Annotated in this window: 26 protein-coding genes and 1 tRNA gene; 16 read left to right on the forward strand and 11 right to left on the reverse strand. The window is 77.0% G+C overall.

Annotation, left to right across the window (positions count from 1 at the left end; all coding sequences use genetic code 11):
- Window positions 1-9: 9 nt before the first annotated feature.
- Window positions 10-789: an SDR family NAD(P)-dependent oxidoreductase gene (locus tag ACI781_RS06280; RefSeq protein WP_456565216.1), complete on the reverse strand. Its 780-nt coding sequence runs from the start codon at window positions 787-789 to the stop codon at window positions 10-12.
- 131 nt (window positions 790-920) lie between these two features.
- Window positions 921-1,451, reverse strand: a complete 531-nt coding sequence (gene idi, locus ACI781_RS06285) for an isopentenyl-diphosphate Delta-isomerase (RefSeq protein ID WP_456565217.1) — start codon at window positions 1,449-1,451, stop codon at window positions 921-923.
- 75 nt (window positions 1,452-1,526) lie between these two features.
- On the opposite strand from idi, the gene ACI781_RS06290 reads away from it, so the two are divergent.
- From ACI781_RS06290 to ACI781_RS06305, 4 genes are read left to right on the forward strand one after another with little or no spacing between them, the layout of a single operon-like run.
- On the forward strand, window positions 1,527-2,297 hold the full coding sequence (locus ACI781_RS06290) for a hypothetical protein (protein ID WP_456565218.1): 771 nt from the start codon (window positions 1,527-1,529) through the stop codon (window positions 2,295-2,297).
- Window positions 2,284-2,898: a TetR/AcrR family transcriptional regulator gene (locus ACI781_RS06295; protein WP_456565219.1), complete on the forward strand. Its 615-nt coding sequence runs from the start codon at window positions 2,284-2,286 to the stop codon at window positions 2,896-2,898. The genes ACI781_RS06290 and ACI781_RS06295 overlap by 14 nt, the downstream gene beginning before the upstream one ends.
- A 49-nt stretch (window positions 2,899-2,947) precedes the next feature.
- Entirely contained in the window at window positions 2,948-3,781 is an 834-nt protein-coding gene (locus tag ACI781_RS06300; RefSeq protein WP_456565220.1) for an alpha/beta fold hydrolase, read from the forward strand.
- A 52-nt stretch (window positions 3,782-3,833) separates the two neighbouring features.
- Window positions 3,834-4,487, forward strand: coding sequence for a pyridoxamine 5'-phosphate oxidase family protein (locus ACI781_RS06305; RefSeq protein WP_456565221.1), 654 nt, complete (start codon window positions 3,834-3,836; stop codon window positions 4,485-4,487).
- Here the strand turns inward: ACI781_RS06305 and ACI781_RS06310 are convergent.
- Window positions 4,484-5,008 (reverse strand): dimethylamine monooxygenase subunit DmmA family protein, encoded by a 525-nt coding sequence (locus tag ACI781_RS06310; protein ID WP_456565222.1) that lies wholly within the window; start codon window positions 5,006-5,008, stop codon window positions 4,484-4,486. The two genes, ACI781_RS06305 and ACI781_RS06310, sit on opposite strands and share 4 nt — an antisense overlap.
- Window positions 5,009-5,173: 165 nt before the next feature.
- Here ACI781_RS06310 and ACI781_RS06315 point away from each other — a divergent pair, with 165 nt between their 5' ends.
- Window positions 5,174-6,271, forward strand: a complete 1,098-nt coding sequence (locus ACI781_RS06315; RefSeq protein ID WP_456565223.1) for an NAD-dependent epimerase/dehydratase family protein — start codon at window positions 5,174-5,176, stop codon at window positions 6,269-6,271.
- A gap of 42 nt (window positions 6,272-6,313) precedes the next feature.
- Here the strand turns inward: ACI781_RS06315 and ACI781_RS06320 are convergent, their stop codons facing one another.
- A complete protein-coding gene (locus ACI781_RS06320; protein ID WP_456565224.1) occupies window positions 6,314-7,468 on the reverse strand; it encodes an acyl-CoA dehydrogenase family protein in 1,155 nt (384 codons plus the stop codon).
- 62 nt (window positions 7,469-7,530) lie between these two features.
- Window positions 7,531-8,385: an aldo/keto reductase gene (locus tag ACI781_RS06325; protein ID WP_456565225.1), complete on the reverse strand. Its 855-nt coding sequence runs from the start codon at window positions 8,383-8,385 to the stop codon at window positions 7,531-7,533.
- A 73-nt stretch (window positions 8,386-8,458) separates the two neighbouring features.
- Here ACI781_RS06325 and ACI781_RS06330 point away from each other — a divergent pair, with 73 nt between their 5' ends.
- A complete protein-coding gene (locus ACI781_RS06330) occupies window positions 8,459-9,037 on the forward strand; it encodes a histidine phosphatase family protein (RefSeq protein ID WP_456565226.1) in 579 nt (192 codons plus the stop codon).
- A 67-nt stretch (window positions 9,038-9,104) separates the two neighbouring features.
- Here the strand turns inward: ACI781_RS06330 and ACI781_RS06335 are convergent, their stop codons facing one another.
- Window positions 9,105-10,175, reverse strand: a complete 1,071-nt coding sequence (locus ACI781_RS06335) for an EAL domain-containing protein (protein ID WP_456565227.1) — start codon at window positions 10,173-10,175, stop codon at window positions 9,105-9,107.
- Between the two features lie 125 nt (window positions 10,176-10,300).
- On the opposite strand from ACI781_RS06335, the gene ACI781_RS06340 reads away from it, so the two are divergent.
- Window positions 10,301-10,918, forward strand: coding sequence for a TetR/AcrR family transcriptional regulator (locus ACI781_RS06340; protein WP_456565228.1), 618 nt, complete (start codon window positions 10,301-10,303; stop codon window positions 10,916-10,918).
- Window positions 10,919-10,932: 14 nt separating this feature from the next.
- On the opposite strand, the gene ACI781_RS06345 is transcribed toward ACI781_RS06340, so the two are convergent.
- Window positions 10,933-11,433, reverse strand: a complete 501-nt coding sequence (locus ACI781_RS06345) for a DUF427 domain-containing protein (protein WP_456565229.1) — start codon at window positions 11,431-11,433, stop codon at window positions 10,933-10,935.
- Window positions 11,434-11,441: 8 nt separating this feature from the next.
- Window positions 11,442-11,681: a DUF3618 domain-containing protein gene (locus ACI781_RS06350; protein ID WP_456565230.1), complete on the reverse strand. Its 240-nt coding sequence runs from the start codon at window positions 11,679-11,681 to the stop codon at window positions 11,442-11,444.
- A gap of 160 nt (window positions 11,682-11,841) precedes the next feature.
- Here ACI781_RS06350 and ACI781_RS06355 point away from each other — a divergent pair.
- The 4 genes from ACI781_RS06355 (at window position 11,842) to ACI781_RS06370 (ending at window position 14,593) form a co-directional block, all read left to right on the forward strand.
- Window positions 11,842-11,922: transfer RNA gene (locus ACI781_RS06355), tRNA-Leu, on the forward strand.
- Window positions 11,923-11,973: 51 nt separating this feature from the next.
- Window positions 11,974-12,579, forward strand: coding sequence for a class I SAM-dependent methyltransferase (locus ACI781_RS06360; RefSeq protein WP_456565231.1), 606 nt, complete (start codon window positions 11,974-11,976; stop codon window positions 12,577-12,579).
- Window positions 12,580-12,748: 169 nt separating this feature from the next.
- Complete coding sequence (locus ACI781_RS06365; RefSeq protein WP_456565232.1) at window positions 12,749-13,567, forward strand: hypothetical protein; 819 nt, start codon at window positions 12,749-12,751, stop codon at window positions 13,565-13,567.
- A 204-nt stretch (window positions 13,568-13,771) separates the two neighbouring features.
- Window positions 13,772-14,593, forward strand: coding sequence for a hypothetical protein (locus ACI781_RS06370; protein ID WP_456565233.1), 822 nt, complete (start codon window positions 13,772-13,774; stop codon window positions 14,591-14,593).
- Between the two features lie 45 nt (window positions 14,594-14,638).
- On the opposite strand, the gene ACI781_RS06375 is transcribed toward ACI781_RS06370, so the two are convergent.
- The gene (locus tag ACI781_RS06375; RefSeq protein WP_456565234.1) at window positions 14,639-15,730 is read right to left on the reverse strand and encodes an HPP family protein; all 1,092 of its coding nucleotides are present in this window, start codon (window positions 15,728-15,730) and stop codon (window positions 14,639-14,641) included.
- 153 nt (window positions 15,731-15,883) lie between these two features.
- On the opposite strand from ACI781_RS06375, the gene ACI781_RS06380 reads away from it, so the two are divergent.
- A complete protein-coding gene (locus ACI781_RS06380) occupies window positions 15,884-16,075 on the forward strand; it encodes a hypothetical protein (RefSeq protein WP_456565235.1) in 192 nt (63 codons plus the stop codon).
- 17 nt (window positions 16,076-16,092) lie between these two features.
- Here the strand turns inward: ACI781_RS06380 and rdgB are convergent, their stop codons facing one another.
- The gene (gene rdgB / locus ACI781_RS06385; RefSeq protein ID WP_456565236.1) at window positions 16,093-16,704 is read right to left on the reverse strand and encodes an RdgB/HAM1 family non-canonical purine NTP pyrophosphatase; all 612 of its coding nucleotides are present in this window, start codon (window positions 16,702-16,704) and stop codon (window positions 16,093-16,095) included.
- Entirely contained in the window at window positions 16,701-17,441 is a 741-nt protein-coding gene (gene rph, locus ACI781_RS06390; RefSeq protein ID WP_456565237.1) for a ribonuclease PH, read from the reverse strand. The genes rdgB and rph overlap by 4 nt, the downstream gene beginning before the upstream one ends.
- Before the next feature lie 106 nt (window positions 17,442-17,547).
- Between rph and ACI781_RS06395 the strand changes: the two genes are divergently transcribed.
- The 4 genes from ACI781_RS06395 (at window position 17,548) to ACI781_RS06410 (ending at window position 21,163) form a co-directional block, all read left to right on the forward strand.
- The gene (locus tag ACI781_RS06395) at window positions 17,548-17,952 is read left to right on the forward strand and encodes a YjbQ family protein (RefSeq protein ID WP_456565238.1); all 405 of its coding nucleotides are present in this window, start codon (window positions 17,548-17,550) and stop codon (window positions 17,950-17,952) included.
- 53 nt (window positions 17,953-18,005) lie between these two features.
- Window positions 18,006-18,506, forward strand: a complete 501-nt coding sequence (bcp, locus tag ACI781_RS06400) for a thioredoxin-dependent thiol peroxidase (RefSeq protein WP_456565239.1) — start codon at window positions 18,006-18,008, stop codon at window positions 18,504-18,506.
- Window positions 18,507-18,827: 321 nt separating this feature from the next.
- A complete protein-coding gene (locus ACI781_RS06405) occupies window positions 18,828-19,625 on the forward strand; it encodes a hypothetical protein (RefSeq protein WP_456565240.1) in 798 nt (265 codons plus the stop codon).
- Window positions 19,622-21,163, forward strand: a complete 1,542-nt coding sequence (locus ACI781_RS06410) for a multicopper oxidase family protein (protein ID WP_456565241.1) — start codon at window positions 19,622-19,624, stop codon at window positions 21,161-21,163. The genes ACI781_RS06405 and ACI781_RS06410 overlap by 4 nt, the downstream gene beginning before the upstream one ends.
- Window position 21,164 lies beyond the last annotated feature (1 nt).

The raw sequence follows: 21,164 nt of genomic DNA on the forward strand, positions 1-21,164 counted from the left end.
GTGGTCTCCTCAGCGCGGGAAGTTCGGTTCCAGCCGGGGCACGATCTGCATCTCCGGCACGAACGCCGCCGGGTGCAGCGTCACCAGGTAGCGGACCATCTCCGCGACCGCCGACGGCGGCATCATCAGGTGGGCGGGGATGCCCCACTGCTCCATCATCGGGGTGTCCATGGCCGCCGGGATCACCGCCTGCACCCGGCAGGGGAACGGCCGCTCGACGCCGTCCTCGTCCCGGGTCGCCTTCTCGCGCAGCTCCCGCTGGATGCAGCGGGTGGCGTTGAGGAAGCCCGCCTTGGAGCCGTTGTAGGCGATCGCGCCGCTGCCGGAGGTGATCGCCGAGAGGCTGACGACGTGCACGACGTCGGCGGTGCGCTCGGCCGGCAGGTGCTGCACCCGCTTCATGAACTCGCTGGTGAGGAAGACCGGCCCCTCGCAGTTGACCGCCTGCACGCGCTGGTAGTCGGCGAGGTCGATGTCGGTGACGTACCCGGGGCGGTCGATGCCGGCGACGTTGACCAGGACGTCGAACGCGTCGCCGTGCTGCTCGAACAGCTGCGCGACCACCGCCCGGCGGCTGGCGTCGTCGGTGACGTCGAGGGCGACGACGTCGGCCTTGCCGCCGGCCTCGCCGACCAGCTCCGCCGTCCGCTCGCTGCCCGGGGCGTCGATGTCGGCGACCACCACGTGCGCACCGGCCTGGGCCAGCGCCAGGCAGGTGGCCCGCCCCAGTCCGCTCGCACCTCCGGTGACCAGGGCGACCCGCCCCTCCAGCGTCCCGCTGACTGCCATCCGCGCCTCCCTGTCGACCGTCGCGCCGGACGATCACGGCGCCTGGGTCAGCCTCGCCGATGCGGCGGCTCCCCGCAGGTCGACCCCGGTGCAGGAGCGCAGTACTGCATCGAGGGGAAGGGGCGGTGGGGTCAGGCGGGGACGAGCCCCGCGTCCTCGATCTGTCGCGCCTGCTCCCGGCACCACGGCGACCAGGCATCGCCCTCGGTCTCCTGCCGGCGCCGGAACGCCGCCCACTCCAGCAGCTCCCAGTCGTCGACCTCGCTCGGGTCGGGCGCCGGGGTGCCGGTGAACCGGCCCAGGTACACCGGGCAGATCTCGTTCTCCACCACGCCGCGGAACTCGGCCCGGTAGCGGTAGCCCGGCAGCGCCGGGCGCAGGTCGGTCACGCCGAGCCCCAGCTCGAAGGCGGCCCGGCGGGCCACCGCGGAGGCGTCGTCCTCCCCGGGGCCGGGGTGACCGCAGACCGTGTTGGTCCACATGCCGGGGAACGTCTGCTTGCCGGTCGCGCGGCGGGTCACCAGCAGCCGCCCGTCCGCGGCGAAGAGGTAGGCGGAGAAGGCGCGGTGCAACGGCGTCTCCCCGTGGTGCACCAGGGGCTTGGGCATCGTGCCGATCGCCGTCCCCTCGTCGTCGACCAGCACGATCAGCTCCACCGTCACGCGCCCAGTGTCCCCGATCCCGGAAGTCCCGCCCCGATCGATTGATAAACCGAGCAGCCGGTCTGACAATGGCTCATGCCCTCCATGCATCTGCGGCGAGCGGGCCGCGACCTGGACCTGCAGGTCGGCCGCGCCGGGCTGCGGACCACCGCCACGCTGCTCGCCGGGTCCGCCCCGGTGGCCGAGGGACGCGGCCTCGGCCGGGTGCTCCTCCGCCTGCCCGCCCAGAGCGACCCGGCGCCCGCCGTGCTGGTCCTCAGCCCGTGGCCGGGCGTCGTCGCCCGGGCCCTGCTGCTGGAACCGGCACCCGCCGAACCGGGCACGGGGGACGCGGACGCCGCGACCCCGGACGGCGGGGCTCCCGACCGGGTCGCCGAGCTCGCCGGCCTGGCCACCGCCCGCCGGCACCCCTTCGACGCCGCGCCGGGGACCCTGGCCGGCCGGCTGCGCGCCGTCGAGGAGCGGCACCCCCGGCTGTGGGCCGCCCGGCACGTCGTGTGGGGGGTCGCCCGCGTCCTGGCCGCCCTGCTCGGCATCGCCGTGCTGCTGCAGGCGCTGGTCCGCCCGGTCCTGCGGTGGCTGGCCGGCCTGGTCCCCGAGGTGGACCTGCCCGACCTCCCCCTGCCCGACATCTCGCTGCCCGACATCCCCCTGCCGGACATCTCCCTGCCCGACGTCTCCCTGCCCGGCTGGGTGTCCACCGTGCTGGCGACGGCGAAGTTCTGGGCGCCGGTGGCGGTCGGTCTCGTCCTCGCCGTCCGGGAGGTGCGCCGCCGGCGCGAACCGCCGCCCGGCGACGGGCGGGAGCCCGGCCCGGAGCAGGATGACCCCGATGCGCACCGTTGACCCCGCGCTGCACCGCGAGCGCCGGCAGGCCATCGTCGCGGCGGCGATCGAGCTGTTCGCCACCCAGGGCCTCGCCGCCACGACCACCGCGGAGATCGCCCGCGCCGCCGGCGTCTCCAGCGGCGCGCTGTTCCACTACTTCCCCTCCAAGCGCGCGGTGTTCCTGGCGCTGTTCGAGGCCGACGGGGACGAGTGGGACGAGGTCTTCACGGCCGCCCGGACCGCGCCCGATCCGTGGGGCACCCTGGTCGACGTGATCGGCCGGCTGGCGGCGGAGGCCGCCTCCCCGCTCATGGCCGGCCTGGTCGTCGAGGTGCTGGCGCAGGCCCACCGGGACCCGGAGGTCGCGGCCCGGGTGGCCGACGGCGACCGCCGGCTGCTGGACGGCATGACGACCCTCGTCGAGCGGCTGGCGGCCGCGGGCACGGCCGACCCGGGCATGCCGGCGACCACCGCGGCCCGCTGGGTCCTCACCCTGACCGAGGGCTTCCAGACCCGCGGCTACCCCGAGCCCGACCGGGACCGCGCCGCCGAGGCCGCGACCGCCGTCCGGCTCGCCGCCCGGGTGCTGCGCTACACCGGCCCGGGGGCGCCGGACTGACCGGGCCCGCGCGGGTGCCGCGACCGGCCGGACGGGGCACAGTCCCGGCATGGACAGCTTCCGCCGCGAGGGCATGGAGTTCGACGTCCGGGACGCCGGGCCCGCCGACGGCGAGCCGGTGGTGCTGCTGCACGGCTTCCCGCAGGACGGCACCGCCTACGACCGGCTGGCACCCGTGCTGCACGGCGCGGGGCTGCGCACGCTGACGCCGGACCAGCGCGGCTGCTCCCCCGGCGCGCGTCCCGCCGGACGGGCCGACTACCGGCTGCGGCAGACCGCGCAGGACGTGCTCGCCCTCCTGGACGCCGCCGGGCTGGACTCCGCGCACGTCGTCGGGCACGACTGGGGCGGGGTCGTCGGCTGGGCGCTGGGCGCGTGGTACCCCGAGCGCGTCCGCTCGCTCACCGCGCTGTCCGTGCCGCACCCGGCCGCGATGGCGAAGGCGCTGGTCAGCAGCGACCAGGCGCTGCGGTCGTCCTACATGGCGCTGTTCCAGCTGCCCGTCGTCCCCGAGCGGCTGCTGCTGGCCCGGGACGGCGCCGCCCTGCGCGCCGCGCTCCGGCGCGGCGGCCTGCCCGACGACGCCGTGGACCGCTACGTGCGGCGGATGCGGGAACCGGGCGCGCTGACGGCGGCGCTCAACTGGTACCGGGCGCTGCCGCTGGGCGCGCGCGACCCGGTCGGCCGGGTACCGGTCCCGACGCTGCACGTGTGGAGCACCGGGGACGCCTTCCTCGGGCGCGCGGCGACCGAGGCCACCCGGCAGTACGTGACCGGGCCCTACCGGCTGGTCGTGCTGGAGGGCGTGCCGCACTGGGTCCCCGAGCTCGCCGCCGAGCGCACCGGCGAGCTCGTCGTCGCGCACGTCCGCACCGCCGCCTGACCCGGTCCCGAGCAGTGGGAATCGGCTCGACCGCGCGGCGAGGATGGCAGGCGTGACGTACCCCGTCGGCCCCCGCACCGTGCCCACCCGCGTCCGCGAGCGCGTCGGCTACGACCGCGCCACCGTCCACGCCGTCCTCGACGAGGCGGTGGTGTGCCACGTCGGGTGCGTCGTCGACGGTCGGCCCCTCGTCCTGCCGCAACTGCACGCCCGCGTCGGCGACCGGCTGTACCTGCACGGCTCCACCGGGGCCCGCGCGATGCGCCACGCCGCCGACGGCGGGCTGGACGTCTGCGTGACCGTCACGCTGGTGGACGGGCTGGTGCTGGCCCGGTCGGCGTTCCACCACTCGGTGAACTACCGCTCCGTGGTGGCACTGGGCACCGCCACCGTGGTCACCGACCCCGCGGAGAAGGCGGCCGCCCTCGACGCGCTCGTCGACGCCGTCGTCCCCGGCCGCTCCACCGCCAGCCGCCGGGCCGACCGCCGCGAGCTGGCCGCGACCGCGGTGCTGGTGCTGCCCCTGGAGGAGGTCTCGGTCAAGGTGCGGACCGGACCGCCGGTCGACGAGGACGACGACCTCGGCCTGCCGCACTGGGCCGGCGTGCTGCCGCTGCGGACCGTCGCCGGCGCACCCGAGCCCGCCCCGGACCTGACCACGGGGATCCCCACCCCCGCGCACGTGCGGGAGTGGCAGCGCCCCTAGGCCACGTGGTGGCGGGCGCCGCCCTCGGCGACCACGCGGGGCGCCGGGCGCGGGCGGGCCTCGGCCGCCGGCACCCGCAGCGGCACGGTGCAGCCGGAGCACTCGACCGGCTCACCCGGCAGCGCCGCGGTGTCGGTGGTCGCGGTGCAGTGCGGGCACCACAGCCGGCGCTGCTCGGCGCCCGTGACCGCCCAGCGGATCGCGGAGGCGCGCACGCCCAGCCCGATCGCGGCCTCGCGGGCGGCGTGCACGTCGGCCGCCGGCCCGGCCAGCATGAGGCCCTGGCCGGCGGGGGCGGCGCGCAGCAGCCGCTCCAGCTCGGCGAGGCTGCGCGCGTCGGCCCGCTGCGCGGCCGCCCAGGTCACCGGCGTGCTCGGCGGCACCTGCTGGATCCAGCGACGGACGACGCGCATCCCGGCCGCGCCGAAGCCCAGCATGCCCAGCGCAGTGGCCGAGGGGTCGACCGCGACCTCGGACGCCGGTGCTGCCGTCGGGGACACCGCGGGGACGCGCTGCGTCATGAGGACTCCGGGGAGAGGCGGACGTCGGGAGGACCACACTAGGGACCTATGACCCTGAGGGAGGTTACCGGACCGTTACAAGGCGTCCACAACCCGGCAGGGCACATCCGAGAGGCGGGCACCGTGCCAGGGGTGGACCCGCGCGGGGACGGGTAGCGGCCCGGCATGGCCGATTCCTCCCCCGGACACCTGCAGGGCCTCCGGGTCGCCGTCACCGGCGCCAGCGGCAACGTCGGGACGGCGCTGCTGCGCCGGCTCACCGACCCCGCGCTCGGCGTCGCCGAGGTCCGCGGGCTGGCCCGGCGGCAGCCGCCGGACGTCGCCCCCTACACCGCCGCGACCTGGCACCGGGTGGACCTCGGCGAGGACGGCGGCGAGGCGGACCTGGAGCGCGCGTTCACCGGGGTGGACGCCGTCGTCCACCTGGCCTGGGCGCTGCAGCCGGGCCGGCACCCCGAGCGGCTGCACGCGGTCAACGTGGACGGCACCTACCGGGTGGCGCGGGCCGCCGCCCGGGCCGGGGTGCCGCACGTGGTGCACATGTCCTCGCTCGGCGCCTACGCGGCGGGGGCGGGCGACCGGGAGGTCACCGAGGACTGGCCGGTCACCGGCATCCCCAGCTCCCAGTACAGCCGCGACAAGAGCTCGGCCGAGAGGGTGGTCCGCCAGGTGCTGGGCTCCCGCGGCGACACGACCGTGACCGTCGTCCGTCCCACGCTGGTGCTGCAGCCGGAGGCGGCCAGCGAGATCGGCCGCTACTTCCTGGGCCCGCTGCTGTTCGCCGCGGCGCGCGCCCTGCCCGCGCCGGTGGCGCAGGCCCTGCCGTTGCCGCTGCCGGCGCTGCGGGTGGGCTTCGTGCACGCCGACGACGTCGCCGACGCCCTGGTGCGCATCCTCGACCGGCGGGCGTCCGGGCCGTTCAACCTGGCCGCGGAGCCCACGCTGGACGCCGACGGCCTGGCCCGCGCCCTGGGCACCCGGCGGGTCCCGGTGCCGGCGGTCGTGCTGCGGGCGGGGCTGGCCGCCGCGCACGCCGCGTACCTCGTGCCCACCGAACCGGGCTGGCTGGACCTGGGCGTGGGCGCTCCCGCGCTGGACACCACCCGGGCCCGCAGCCTGCTGGGCTGGACGCCCGGGCACCGCGGCGACGACGTGCTGCGCGAGTTCGTCGCCGCCCTGGGCCGCGGCGACGGCGCCCCCGGCGCCCTGCTCCGCCCGGCCGACGGCGACACCCGGGACCCGGACGGGGCCCCGGCCCGCTGACCGGCGGCCGCCCCGCGGGAGGGGCCGGCCGCCGGGCGGACGTCAGCCGCGGGACATGCCGGCCTGGCGGAGCAGGCCGCCGCCGATGATGACCCGCTGCACCTCGCTGGTGCCCTCGTACAGCCGGTAGAGGCGCGCGTCGCGGTAGAAGCGCTCGACCGGGGTGGTGCGCAGGTAGCCCATGCCGCCGTGCACCTGGACGGCGCGGTCGGTCGCCCGGCCGACCATCTCCGAGCAGAACAGCTTGGCCGCCGACGGGCCGACCGAGGTGTCCTCGCCGGTGTCGTAGCGGGCGGCCACGTCGCGGACCAGGGCCCGGCCGGCGACCAGCTCGGTGTGCATGTCGGCGATCAGCGCCTGGACCAGCTGGAAGCGGCCGATCGGCGCGCCGCCCTGCTTGGCGGTGGCGGCGTAGGCCACCGACTCGTCGAGCACCCGCTGCGCCATGCCGACGCACATGGCGGCGATGTGCAGCCGCCCGCGCGACAGCACGGTCAGCGCCTTGGAGTAGCCGCGGCCCTCCTCGCCGACCAGCGCGTCGGCCGGGACGCGGACGTCGTCGAAGAACACCTCCGACGTCCAGGCGCCGGACTGCCCCATCTTCTTGTCCTTGGGGCCGAGCGAGACGCCGGGGGCCTTCGCGTCGACGACGAAGCTGGAGATGCCCCGCCCGCCCTTCTCCTCCGGGTTGGTCCGGGCGAAGACGACGAACAGGTCGGCCAGCGGCGCGTTGGTGATGTAGCGCTTGGTGCCGCTGATCACCCACTCGTCGCCGTCGCGGCGGGCGGTGGTGCGCAGGCCCGCCGGGTCCGAGCCCGCCTCGGCCTCGGTGAGTGCGAAGGAGCCGATCAGCGAGCCGTCGGCGAGGCGGGGCAGGTACCGCTTCTTCTGCTCCTCGCTGCCGAAGCGGGCGATGACCTGGCCGGCGATGCCGTTGTTCGTGCCGAACAGCGACCGGAAGGCCGGGGTCGTGTAGCCGAACTCGAAGGCGAGCTCGACGTCCTCCTTCATGTTGACGCCCAGGCCGCCGTACTCCTCGGGCAGCGCGTAGCCGAACAGCCCCATGTCGGCGATCGCCCCGCGGAGCTCCTCGGGGATGCGGTCGTCGAGGTCGATCTCCTCCTCGCGCGGGATGACCTCCTCGCGCACCAACTGGCGGACGGCGTCCCGGATCTGGCGGAAGTCCTCGGCATCCATGCACCAATCATCGCCGAGGGTGTCCGCCGCCGTGACACCGGCGGCCCGCCGGCCGGGCGGGCTCAGGCGAGCGCGTCCAGGCGGGCCATGTCCTCGTCGGAGAGCGTCAGGCCCGCCGCGCCCAGGTTCTCCGTGAGGTGGTCGACCGACCTGGTCCCCGGGATGGGCAGCACGACCGGCGACTTCTGCAGCAGCCAGGCCAGCGCGACCTGCGACGGGGTGGCGCCCAGCTCGCGGGCGATGTCGGCGACCGGGCTGTCCGGGGCGGCGAGGTCGCCGGTGGCGATCGGGAACCAGGGGATGAAGCCGATGCCGTGGGCGGTGGCGTGCTCCAGGACGTCCTGGGACTGCCGGTTGGTCAGGTTGTAGAGGTTCTGCACGCTGACGATCTCGACGATCTCCCGCGCCTGCTCCAGCTCCGCCACCGACACCTCGGAGACACCGACGTGCCGGACCTTGCCCTCGTCCTGCAGTTCCTTGAAGACGCCGAGCTGGTCGGCGAGCGGGACCGCGGGGTCGATCCGGTGCAGCTGGATGAGGTCGATGCGCTCCAGCCGCAGGTGGCGCAGCGACAGCTCGACCTGCTGGCGGAGGTAGGCCGGGCGCCCGACCGGCGTCCAGATGCCGGGGCCCTGGCGGGTCAGGCCGGCCTTGGTCGCGACGACCAGGCCCTCCGGGTAGGGGTGCAGCGCCTCGGCGATGATCTGCTCGCTGACGAACGGGCCGTAGGAGTCGGCCGTGTCGATGAAGTCGACGCCCTGCTCGACGGCGGCGCGCACGACGCGCAGCGCGCCCTCGCGGTCGGCCGGCTCGCCCCACACGCCGGGGCCCGGCAGCTGCATCGCGCCGTAGCCGAGCCGGTGCACGGGGAGGTCGCCGCCGAGGAGGAACGTGTCGCCGATCTGTGCGGTGGTCATGCCAGGGCCCAAGACCTCAGCCCGCGCGGGTGTTCCCGCGGGCGTGTTCGATGGCGGCGTGGCGGATGCGCGGGTGGGCGAGATCGTCGTGCTGCGGCACGGGCAGACCGACTGGAGCCGCAGCGGCCGGCACACGGGGGTCACCGACCTGCCGCTGCTGCCCGAGGGCGAGGAGAAGGCCCGGGAGCTGGCGCCCCGGCTGGCCGCGCGGCGGTTCGCCGCGGTGTGGACCAGCCCCCGGCAGCGGGCCCGGCGGACGGCGGAGCTGGCCGGCCTGACCGCCACCGCCGTCGACCCCGACCTGGTCGAGCTCGACTACGGCGGCTACGAGGGCCGCACGACCGCCGAGATCAGCGAGGAGCTCGGGCGCGAGTGGTCGGTGTGGCGCGACCCCGTCGTCCCTGGGGACACCCCGGGCGAGACGCTGGACCAGGTCGCCGAGCGGGTGGACCGGGTGCTGGGGCGGGCCCGCGCGCTGCTGGCCGACGGCGACGTCGCGCTGGTCGCCCACGGGCACGTGCTGCGGGTCCTCACCGCCCGCTGGCTGGAGCTGGGGCCGGCGGCCGGGGCGCTGTTCGCGCTCCCGGCCGGGGCGTACGGGTCCCTGGGGCACGAGCACGCCCGGCCGGTGCTCAGCGGCTGGGGGCTGTGACGGAGGACCCCTTCCTCCGCACGCCTCGCGAGCTCGGCGTGAACCTCTGGACGGGGCCACCGGCTGGTCAGCTCCCGGGCTCGGGTTCCAGGAGGGCAGGGCGGCCGAAGAACCAGCCCTGACCGAGGTCGGCGCCGATCGCGGCGACCTGCTCGGCGGTCCGCTCGTCCTCCACCCCCTCGGCGACGACCTGCGCGCCGACGCGGTGGGCGGCCTCGACGACCCAGCGGAGGATGGTGCGCGCCCCCTCGTCGGGCAGCGCCTGCACCAGCGGCCGGCCGAGCTTGACGACGTCGGGGCGCACCGTGCCCAGCAGCTCCCGGCTCGCCCAGCCGGCGGCGACGTCGTCGAGCGCCACCCGCCAGCCCAGCTCCCGGTACTGCTCCAGCACCGACAGCAGGTGCCCGTGCTCGGCGAGGGCGGAGGGCTCGGCGACCTCGATGACCAGCCGGCCCGGCGCCAGCCCGGCCTCGGCCATGAGCGCGCGGGTGCTCTCCAGGTCCGCCTGCGGCCGGTGCACCGAGGTGGGGTGCGTGTTGACGAACAGGTCGGCGTCCCCCAGCCACGGCGCGGCGCCGGCGACGGCGCACTCGCGCCCGATCCGGTCCAGGCGGGGCAGCCAGTCGGCGGACTGGGCGACGAAGAACAGGTCCCCGCCCCCGATCTCGCGGCCGTCGGCGAGGCCGCGCAGCAGCGCCTCGTGCGCGACGACGGCGCCGGTGTCCAGGGCGACGATCGGCTGGTAGACGCTCCACAGCTCGGCCTCGGCCAGGATCCCGACCTCGGCGGTCACACCGCGGCGGGCCAGCTCGACGGCCAGGCTCGGCGCCGTGAGCAGCCGGGTGACCAGGGCGGTGTACTCCCCCGGCGGGTCGGTGGCGACCCGCACGGCCTCGGCCTCGGCGGTGGTCAGTTCGCGGGAGAGCCGGTCGAACAGCAGCTCCACCCCGACGCCGTCCCGTTCGTCGGTCAGGTCCAGCAGGCCGTCGGTGCGGTACACCGACAGGCCGACGGACCGGGCGATGCCGGCGACGGCGGGCAGGACGCTGTCCACCGGGCTGGCGAGCAGCAGCCGGGTGGCCACCTCCGGCAGGTCCCAGGTCTCGCGGCGCCGCGTCGTGCTGATGGTCCCGGGCACCCGAGCAGGATGACCGAGCACACCGCCGGTCACCGGCAGGCGCGCGGACCCCCGGCCGGGGGACCGGCCGACGCCGGAGGCGCGAGATCCGGAACTTCCCGGGTTGAGTGTCTAAAGTCAGGGGCATGGCACCGGCTCCGACCACCGATCCCGTGCGCACCAGCCGTGGGGGACGGCCGCGCGACCCCAGCCGCGACGGCGTGATCCGGGAGGCGATCCTCCGCCTGCTCGGCGACGTCGGGTACGGCGCCCTGACCATGGACGCGGTGGCCGCGGAGGCCGGCGTCGGCAAGGCGACGATCTACCGCCGCTGGCGCACCAAGCAGGACCTCGTCGTCGACACCATCGCGGTGATGAACCAGTCGCTGGCCGCCCCGGTCGACACCGGGTCGCTGGAGGGCGACGTGCGCGCGATCGTGCACCGGACGGTCGACGTCGTGAACGGCCCCGTCGGGACGGCGATGCGCTCGCTGCTGCCCTCGATGCAGCACCAGCCCGAGCTCCGCGAGGCCTTCGCCCAGGGGCCGCTGCAGGCCTGGCGCGACACCTTCGCGCGGATGTGGGCGCAGGCGGAGGCCCGCGGCGAGCTCGCCCCGGGCATGGCGCAGTCGGTGCTCGCCGAGGCCACGACCGCGCTGCTCGTGCAGCGGTGGCTGCTCACCGGGGAGCCGGTCGACCACGAGTACGCCGACCAGGTCCTCGAGGCCGTCGTCCTGCCGCTGCTGCGCACCCGGCGCCCCTGAGGGTCGCGGGCGGCTCACCAGCCGAGGGTGCCCGGCTCGCCCTTGAACGGGCCGACGACGTCCGGGGTGATCCAGCCGCCGTAGAAGTCCCCGGCCTGGGCGCGCACTGCGACGCCGTCGACCCGGGCGGCGTCCACCCTGCCGGGGTAGAAGGCCACGGCGCCGCGCAGGTGCTCGTAGCCGGCCGTGGGCTGCTCGTAGGACCAGCCGGCCGAGCCGACCCGCCGGCCGTCGACGACGGCGTCCCAGTAGGTGGCCACGCCCTTCCACTCGCACCACGAGGAGCCGCGGCCGCGCTCGAGCACGCCGGCGACGACGTCCTCCCGCGGCACGTAGTAGACGGGTGGGTGGCTGGTCTCGCAGACCCGCACCGCACGGGTGGTCCGGGCGATCACACGCCCGCCGAGCTCGACCTCCACGAGCCGCCCGGTGACCTGCGCCGACGGCGGGCGCGGGTAGTCCCAGACGGACTCCTGCCCCGGCCCGACCGGGTCGCGGCCGCGCGGGGTGCCCATCGGACCGGTCAGCGCCTGCGGCGACGGCGGCCGCGGACCGAGTTGACGACGACGACGGTGACGAACAGGCCCACCGCGCCGATCGTGGCCTTGCCGGCCGAGGACTGCAGGAAGCGCACGACGGCGGCCTGCCCCTGCTCCTTCAGCCGGGCGGGACTGGTGCGGAAGGCCAGCTCGTCCAGCGTGGCCGCCAGCGACTCACGGGCAGCGTCGATCTCCAGCTGGATCTGTCGGGGGTCGCGAGGCACGCCGACAGCCTGCCAGAACGCCGCGCGGGTGGCGCGTCCCCGCCCGGTGGGGGCACCCGCACGGGCGATGCCGGCCGCAGTCTCGCGATCGCCGCGCACCGGTGCGGGGCGCGGGAGGTCACGGGGTCCCCGGGCCGGTCGCCGTAGACTCCGCGACCGCGCGGGAGTGGTGTAACGGCAGCCACGCCAGACTTAGGATCTGGTGCCTCCGGGCGTGCGGGTTCGACTCCCGCCTCCCGCACGGGTGGCCCCGGCGTGCGCGCGCGGCGGCGCCTGGGGGACCCTCGCCGTCATGCGCACCCCCGGCCGGCGTCCCCCCGCGCGCGAGCCCGGCCCGGGCACCGATCCCGCGGAGGGGGTCCGCGACCGGGTCTGCGCCGGCCTCACCGGCGACGTCCTGGAGATCGGCCACGGGCACGGCCACAACCAGCCGCACCTGCCGCCGGAGGTGACCGCACTGTGGGCGGTCGAGCCCTCCGCGCCGGCGCTCGGGCAGGCCGCCGCCGCCCGCGCGGGGTCGCCGGTGCCGGTGCACGCCGTCGTCGCCGACGCCCAGGCCCTCCCCTTCCCCGCCGACCGGTTCGACGCCGCGCTGTGCACGTGGGTCCTGTGCGAGCTGCCCGACCCGGCCGCGGCGCTGGCCGAGGTCGCCCGCGTCCTGCGGCCGGGCGCCGCCCTGCACCTGGTCGAGCACGGCCTGTCCCCGGATCCGGCGGTGCGCCGCTGGCAGCGGCGCGGCGGGCGGCCCGGCCGGCTGACGACCGGCTGCGCGCTGGACACCGACGTCGCGGCGCTGCTGGCCGCCTCGCCGCTGACGGTCACCGCGCTGTCGCGGTGGCGGGACCCGGGCTCCCCGGCCTGGGCCGCCCAGATGTACGAGGGCCGCGCACACGCCTGACCAGGCACGACGCCCCTTGCCCCGCCGAGGGGCGGGACGGGAGGGGCGCGTGGGGTGCGCCCGGTTGCGGAACGGTCGAGTTCCCGCGCGTCACGGCCGGCCTCCCAGGCGGGACTGCTTGCGTGTGCCGCGCGCGGGGGGTCCGCGCACGGGGAACGGGGCGGTCCAGGTGGCGGGAACGGCAGCGGGCGGACGGCGGAGCTCCGAGTGGGCCTGCGGGCAGGACCTGGAGACGGCGGCGCACTACGTGCAGACGGTGCGGCGCGCCCCGACCCTCGCCGCCCGGGCGCGGGCCGTGGCCTCGCGCGAGGGGACGCGGGCGGTGCGCTCGCTCCTGCGGCAGCTCCCCCGCCGCACCCTGCCGGTCAGCGCCACCCCCGCCGGGCGGGAGCTGCGCGCGATGTTCCGCCCGGAGCGCCCGCTCCCCTTCGACCGGGCGCCCGTCGCCGTCCTCGACCTGCCGGCGAGCCGGGAGGAGTACCTGCGCGGCCGCCCCCGGCAGGCACTGCGGACCAACCTCGCCCGCGCGTCCGCCGAGGGCGTCACCTGCGCACCCGTGGGCACCCCCGCCGAGCTGCACGCGGTCGCGACCGCGATCGCCGACTCGCGACGCGACCACAGCACCGCCGCCACGTTCGTCCGCCCCGGCCAGGGGCTGGCGCCCGAGCGGGTCTGGTCGGCGGCCTACGACGGGAAGGGCGACCCGGTCGCGCTCAGCCACTCGCTCGTCGACCGGGACAACGCCGGGCTGCTGCTGATGATCAGCGCGCTCGACCACCCCGCCGCCCCGCTGGCCCGCTACGCCCTGCACACCCACGTCGTCGGCCGGCTGGTCGAGCGCGACGTCTCGACCCTGACCGTCGGCGGCTCGATGTTGCTGACCAGCCCGGGCACCCGCTACTTCCAGCGCCGCACCGGCTTCGGCCCGGTGCACCTGCAGCCGGCGCCGGTGGCCCGGTCCGGCCGGGGGCCGCGCACGCTCGGCTGAGCGTCCCGACCGACACGCCGACGGGCCGACGCACCGGCGTCAGCAGGATCACGTCCTCGCGTTCCCGCAGGTCAGCGTCGCGGGGGCGCGCGCGTGACAGGTGGCTGCCAGGCCGCCGTCGTAGCGTGGGAGGAGCTGCCCGGGTCCGCGGACGACGGCCCCGGGCCCCCGTCCCCCCGCCCGGACCTCGACCTCCCGGAGCCCATGTCCTCCTCGCGCCCCGACCCCACCGACGGCCCCGACGAGCAGCCGGAGAGGACCCGGCTCAGCCCGGTCCAGATCGCGGCCGGCGCCCTGGCCTCGGTCAGCTCCGCCGTCGTCGCCTCGTTCTTCGGGGTCGCCGGCACGCTGATCGGCGCCGCGCTGGCGAGCGTGATCAGCACCGTGACCGCCGCCGTCTACACGAACTCCCTGGCCCGCACCAACGCGCGGCTGCGGCAGGTCCGCGGCCAGCTGTCGGGCACGGCGCGCGCGGCACAGGCCGCCGCCCCCGCCGGGCCCGCGCCGACCCGGGAGCTGCCCGCCGCCCTCGACCCGCGCCGTCCCCCCGCGCCGGCACGCCGGTGGCGCTGGCCACGCGTGGCCGGCTACGCGGTGGCGGTGTTCGGGCTGGCCATGACGATCGTGACCGGCATCGAGATCGTCGGGCAGCAGCCGGTGTCGGCGCTGGTGGGGGCGCGCGAGGCGTCGACGTCGACCACGCTCGGCGAGCTGACCGCCCCGTCGTCGGCCACGCCGTCGCCGGCCGCGCCGACGACCCCGGCCCCCTCCGACGCTCCCGAGGCCCCGGGGACCGCCGCGCCGGACGACGCCGACGGGTCCGGCAGCCCGGCCCCCGGCACCGCGGCGACGACCTCGCCGTCGGCCACCCCGGAGCGCACCGCCTCCTCGACCGCGGCGCCGAGCGGCCCGGCCCGCGAGGCGCCGCAGACCACCGCGGACGGCGGCGCCACCGGCACGGGCGGCGCCGACCAGCGCCAGGACCCGCCCGCCGCCGCGGGCACCGGCGCACCCGTCACCCCCTGACCGCGGCGGGCCGGCCGCGCGGGGCCGGCCCCCCGGGCCGCCGGGTCAGGAGCCGACGAGCGCCCGGTGCAGCACGGCGATGAGCTCGGTCCGGGTGATGATCCCGGTCAGGCGGCCGGCGCCGTCCACCACCGGCAGGTTGCGCAGCCCGCGGTCGGTCATCAGCTCCACCAGCTCGGCCACCGGCGTGTCCTCGCGCACCGTGGTGACCGGGCTGGTCATCACCCGCTCGACCGGGTCGAACTCGACGATGTCCCGGTTGAACAGGTCGAACACCGTGATGATCCCGACGACGTGGCCGTCGGCGTCGACCACGGGGACGGCCTTCACGTGGTGCTGGTTGATCACCATCCGCGCCCGGTACAGGGTGTCGTCCGGGCGCACGCTGATGACGTCGCGGGCCATCAGCGCGCCGACCCGCAGCTGCCCGAGCCGGCGGTCCAGCGCCTGCGCCTCGGCATCGCGGATGAGGGCGACCACGTCGCCGGGCAGCACGTCGAGGCCGCGATCGAGCCGGGCGATCGCCCGGGTCACGTCCTCGGTGGAGACGCCGACCCGCTCGCTGGGCGCCGGGTCGCCGCCCTGGAGCGGGGGCGGCGGCGGGGGCACGTGCGGGTAGGGCCGGCCGGTCAGGTTGTTGACCAGGGCACCGACGGCGAGCAGGACGACGGTGTTCACCCCGACCGGCAGCACGGCGAACGCGTAGCCCTGCTCGGTCACCGCCGACCCGGCGACCGCGGCGAACAGGGCGCACGCCCCACCCGGTGGGTGCACGCAGCGCAGCAGCATCATCACCGCGATCGCGGTGCCCACGGCGACGGCCGCGGCGAGCGTGACGTCGTCGATCAGCTTGCCGGCGGTCACCCCGACCAGCGTGGACACGACGTTGCCGACCAGCAGCGACCACGGCTGGGCCAGGGGGCTCGCCGGGGCGGCGAACAGCAGCACCGCGGTCGCGCCCATCGGGGCCACGATGAACGGCAGCGCGTCCGGGCCGCCCGGCAGCACCCGTGCGGCGAGGGCGGCGACGGCGATGCCCACGAGCGCGCCGAGGCCCCCGCGGGCGAGGTCGATCGGCCGGTACCCGACCGGTCCGGGGCGCAGCGAGGCCAGCCAGGCCCGGCGGTCGGCGTGCACGCGTCGTCCTCTCCCCGACGGCTCCCTCGCCGTCGACCGCAGGGACCCTAGCCGCGGCGGACCCGGGCCGGGCGCCCGCCGCGCTCACCCCTCCGGGGGAGGCGGCGGCCCCGGGGGCTGCCCCGGGACGGCGGCCGTGCCGACGTCCTGCCCATGACCGCCACGACCACCCAGCCGGCCACCACCGGGCGGCACCGCGCCCCCGAGACGACCGACGAGCCGCGCTGGAGCACCCCGCGCGAGTTCCTCGCCGCGTGGTCGCGGGTCGGCCGCCACGCCGCCCCGGAGGACCGCACTCCCGACGACCCGTTCGACTGGCTGGGCTTCGCCCCGGCCGCGGACTGAGCGGCGCGTGCGCCGGGTCAGCGCGCCCCGAGCGCCTCGGCGACCACCGGGACCAGGGCCGCGAAGGCCTGGGCCCGGTGGCTCCGCGCGTCCTTCTCCTCGGCGGACAGCTCGGCGCTGGTGAGCTCCAGCCCGTCGGCCACGAACACCGGGTCGTAGCCGAAGCCGTTGCTGCCGCGCTCCTCGCGCAGCACCCGCCCGCGCCACTCCCGCTCCAGCACCCACTCGCCGCCCTCGGGCGTGACCAGCGCGGCGGCGCAGACGAACGCCGCCCCGCGCCGCTCGTCGGGCACGTCCCCGATCTGGGCGAGCAGCAGGGCGGTGTTCGCGTGGTCGTCGCCGTGCCGCCCCGCCCAGCGGGCCGACAGCACGCCCGGCATGCCGTTGAGCGCGTCCACCGTGATCCCCGAGTCGTCGGCGACCGCCGGCAGGCCGGTGTACCGGACCGCCTCCCGCGCCTTGAGCAGCGCGTTCTCCGCGAACGTCGCCCCGGTCTCGGGGGCCTCCGGGAACTCGGGGACGTCGCGCAGCCCCACCACCGTCACCCCCGGCACCGCCCCGGACAGCAGCCGCTGCAGCTCGGCGAGCTTGCCCGCGTTCCGCGTGGCGAGGACCAGCCGGGTGCTCATGCCGACAGTGCCCGCTGCTGGATCGCGGTCAGCTCCGCGCAGCCAGCCACCGCGAGGTCCAGCAGCGCGTCGAGGGTGGGCCGGTCGAACACCGCACCCTCCGCCGTCCCCTGCACCTCGACGAACCCGCCGTCGCCGGTGCAGACGACGTTCATGTCCGTGCCCGCCCGCACGTCCTCCTCGTAGGCGAGGTCCAGCCGCGGCTGGCCGTCGATCACACCGACGCTGACCGCGGCCACCGACTGCGCCAGCGGCTCCGCCTTCGCCAGCTTCCCGCGCTCGCCCAGCCAGGCGACGGCGTCGGCGAGGGCGACGTAGGCGCCGGTGATCGCCGCGGTGCGGGTGCCGCCGTCGGCCTGCAGCACGTCGCAGTCGAGGGCGATGCTGTTCTCCCCCAGCGCCGACAGGTCCACCGCGGCGCGCAGCGAGCGCCCGACGAGCCGGCTGATCTCGTGGGTGCGGCCCCCGACCCGGCCCTTGACCGACTCGCGGTCGCCGCGGGTGTGGGTCGCGCGCGGCAGCATCGCGTACTCGGCCGTCACCCAGCCCAGGCCGGAGCCCTTCCGCCAGCGGGGGACGCCCTCGGTGACGCTGGCCGCGCACAGCACGCGGGTGCGGCCGAACTCCACGAGCACCGACCCCTCGGCGTGGTCGAGCCAGTGCCGCGTGATCGTGACCGGGCGCAGCTGGTCGGCCGCGCGGCCGTCGGGACGGGTGGTCTGCGGGGCGGGGGTCACGGGGGCCGACAGTAGTGCGCCCGCCGGACGGGACGGGTCCGGCGGCCGGGCGGGCACCGCCGCGGCACGGCCGGCTCGCGGCGGCCGGGCAGGGCAGGATCGCCGCATGCGATCCGAGCTCCGCTCCGTCCGGACCGGTGGGGTGCCCGCCGTCGTCGACCTGACCGACGAGTGCGCCGCGTTCGTGGCCGGGGAGGCCGACGGCCTGCTGCAGGTGTTCGTGCCGCACGCCACCGCCGGCGTGGCGATCATCGAGACCGGCGCCGGCAGCGACCCGGACCTGCTCGCCCAGCTCGACGTCCTGCTGCCCCGCGACGACCGCTGGCGGCACCGGCACGGCAGCGCCGGTCACGGCCGCGACCACGTGCTCCCCGCGTTCGTCCCGCCGCACGCGACGGTGCCGGTGCTGGAGGGGCGGATGCAGCTGGGCACCTGGCAGCGGATCTGCCTCGTGGACACCAACACGGACAACCCGCAGCGGCACGTGCGGCTGTCGTTCCTCGCCGGCTGAGCCACGCCGCCCGGCGTGGAGGGGGGGAGCCCGGGCACGGCAGGATGCGCGGCATGACCGACACCGCCGCCACGCAGGACGCCGCCCCCGTCCGCCTCTCCCCCGGTGACCCGGCGCCGGACTTCACGCTCCCCGACGCCGACGGCACCCCCGTGTCGCTGTCGGCGCACCGCGGCCGCCGGGTGATCGTGTACTGCTACCCGGCCGCGCTGACGCCGGGCTGCACGACGCAGGCGGTCGACTTCACGGCCGCGGCCGGCGAGCTCGCCGAGGCGGGCCTGGACATCATCGGCATCTCCCCGGACCCGCCGGCCAAGCTGCTGCGCTTCCGCGAGAAGGAGGGGCTGGGCATCACCCTGCTCTCCGACGTCGACAAGTCGGTGCTGACCGCCTACGGCGCCTACGGCCCCAAGAAGCTGTACGGCAAGGAGGTCATCGGGGTCATCCGGTCGACCTTCGTCGTCGACGCCGAGGGCCGCATCGAGAAGGCCGCCTACAACGTCAAGGCCACCGGCCACGTCGCCAAGCTGCGCCGGGACCTCGGCCTGGCCTGACGCCGCGCGCTCTCCCGCCGCCGTCCCCCTCCTGCGACGCGGCAGTGCCGCCGTACGGGCGTCACCGCCGCCCCACGGCGCGGCAGTCACCCCGCCCCCGCGGCACTGCCGCGGTGTCGGTGCGAGGGGCGCAGCGACCAGGCGGGCCCTCCCCGAGGCCCCGGCCGGTCCCGCGCGAGCGGGCGGCCGGGGCCTCGATGCGTGACGGGCGTCCCGGGCGGGGCGTCCCGAGTGATCGGGACGGCGGTCCCTCGTGCTCGGGTCACCCGGAACGCGAGAGTCCGGTGACGAGATCACCGACTCCGCAGGGGAGCACCCGAGATGCGCCGCACCACCGTCACCACCCGCCTGCTCGCCGCGGGCTGCCTCGCCGCCGCGCTGGCCGCCACCGGCTGCAGCGCCGACGACAGCGACGACACCACGACCACCGCCTCCGGCGACACCAGCCAGGCCGCCGCGCCCGGCGGCGACCTGGACGCCTTCTGCCAGGGCGTCGTCGACTACGACGCCACCCCCAAGCCGATGGGCGGGGAGAGCGGCGAGCCCAGCCCCGAGGACGTCGCCGCCTACGGCGAGGCCCTGGCCGAGCCCGTGCAGGCCATCGTCGACAACGCCCCCGACGACGCCGCGGACGCCGCGGCCGCCCTGCACCACCTGCAGCAGCAGCTGGCCGACGGCGACGCGAGCGGGCAGTTCAGCCCGGACACCGTCGAGGCGGTCGGCACGATCGAGACCGCCGCCGCCGAGGGGTGCGACCACAGCGCCGTCACCGTGACCGCGGTGGACTACACGTTCGAGGGCATCCCGGCCGAGCTGCCGGCCGGGGTGACGACGTTCGTGATGCCGAACGAGACGCAGGCCGGCGAGGAGCACGTCATGCTCGTCGCCCGGGTCGCCGACGGGCAGACGCTCACCCCGGAGGAGTTCGCCGCCGACCCGGAGGGCTCGTTCGCGAAGATCGAGCTGCTGGGCGAGACCTTCGCCCCGCCCGGCGCGACCGGCGGGGTCACCCTCGACCTGCCGGCCGGCGAGTACCTGCTCATCTGCCCGGTCTCCCACGACGAGAACAGCCCGCCGCACTTCATGCTCGGGATGATCGCGGCGGTCACGGTCGCGTGAGCTCCCGTGCCCCCGGGGGGACCGGGCGCCCCGGTCCCCCCGGACGGCACGCGGCCGGCGCGCTGAGCCGGCGGGCGCTGCTCGGCGGCGCCCTGGCCACGCTGTGCCTGCCGGTGCTGTCCGCCTGCTCCGGCGGCGCCCTCGCCCCGTCCTCCGCCGCCGCGGCATCGCCGCGGCGCCCTGCTCCGGCGCTGGCCGACGACGGCGTCCCGATCGTCCCCGTACCGCCGCTGGCGCTCTCGACGGTCGGCCCCGACGGGGTCCGGGTCTTCCGCCTGCGGGCACAGGCCGGCACCACCGAGTTCCGCCCCGGGACCGCCACCCCGACCTGCGGCTACGAGGGCGCCCACCTGGGCCCCACGCTGCGGGCGCGGCGCGGGGAGACCGTCCGCGTCGAGGTGGTCAACGAGCTGCTCGAGGACACGACCCTGCACTGGCACGGCATGGAGCTGCCCGGCGAGGCCGACGGCGGCCTGCACTCCCTCATCGCCCCCGGGGCCTCGGCCTGGCCGAGCTGGACGGTGGCCCAGCCGGCGGCGACGCTCTGGTACCACCCGCACCCGCACGGCGCCACGACCGCGCAGGTGCTGCGCGGCCTCGCCGGCGCGTTCCTCGTCGACGACGACGCCGCCCCGGCCGGCCTGCCCTCGGCGTACGGGGTGGACGACGTCCCGCTGTTCCTGCAGGACCCCCGCCTGACCGCCGACGGCCGCATCGACGAGGAGACCCGCACCGCGATCGGGCCGCTCGGCGACGCCGTCCAGGTCAACGGGGTGACCGGCGGCTGCCTGCCGGTCACCACCACGCGCGTCCGGCTGCGGGTGGTCAACGCCTCCCCCGCCCGGGTCTACGCCCTCGCCGCCGCCGACGGCCGCGAGCTCGCCCTGGTCGGCACCGACGGCGGGCTGCTGGCCGCGCCGGTCGCGGTGCGGTCGGTGCGGCTGTCCCCCGGCGAGCGCGCGGAGCTGGTGGTCGCGCTGACCCCCGGCGAGCGGCTCGGCCTGGTGTCGGTGCCACCGGACCTCGGCCTCGTCCCCCAGCTGGCGGCCCCCTACGGCGCCGCGCAGACGCTTCCGCTGCTGGAGCTGCGGGCCGCCGCGGAGCTCGCGCCCTCCCCCGACCTGCCGGCCGTCCTGGCCGACGTGCCGCCGCCCGACCCGGCGGAGGCCGGCACCGAGCGGTCGTTCGAGCTGTCGGCGAACCGGATCAACGGCGCGATGGTCGAGCACGGGCGCATCGACCTGCGCGTGCCGCTGGGCGCCACCGAGGTGTGGACGGTGACCAGCACCCACGAGCAGCCGCACAGCTTCCACGCGCACGGGGTCCGCTTCCGGGTGCTCACCGTCGGCGGCGGGGCCCCACCGCCGGAGCTGTCCGGGTGGAAGGACACCGTGTACGTGCCCCCGCGGACCCCGCTGCGGCTGCTGGTCCGGTTCGACCAGCCGGCCGGGGAGCCGGCGCCGTTCGTGTACCACTGCCACGTCCTGTGGCACGAGGACCAGGGGATGATGGGGCAGTTCGTCGTCGAGCCGGCCTGAG

This window comes from Blastococcus sp. SYSU D00695, assembly GCF_054050555.1.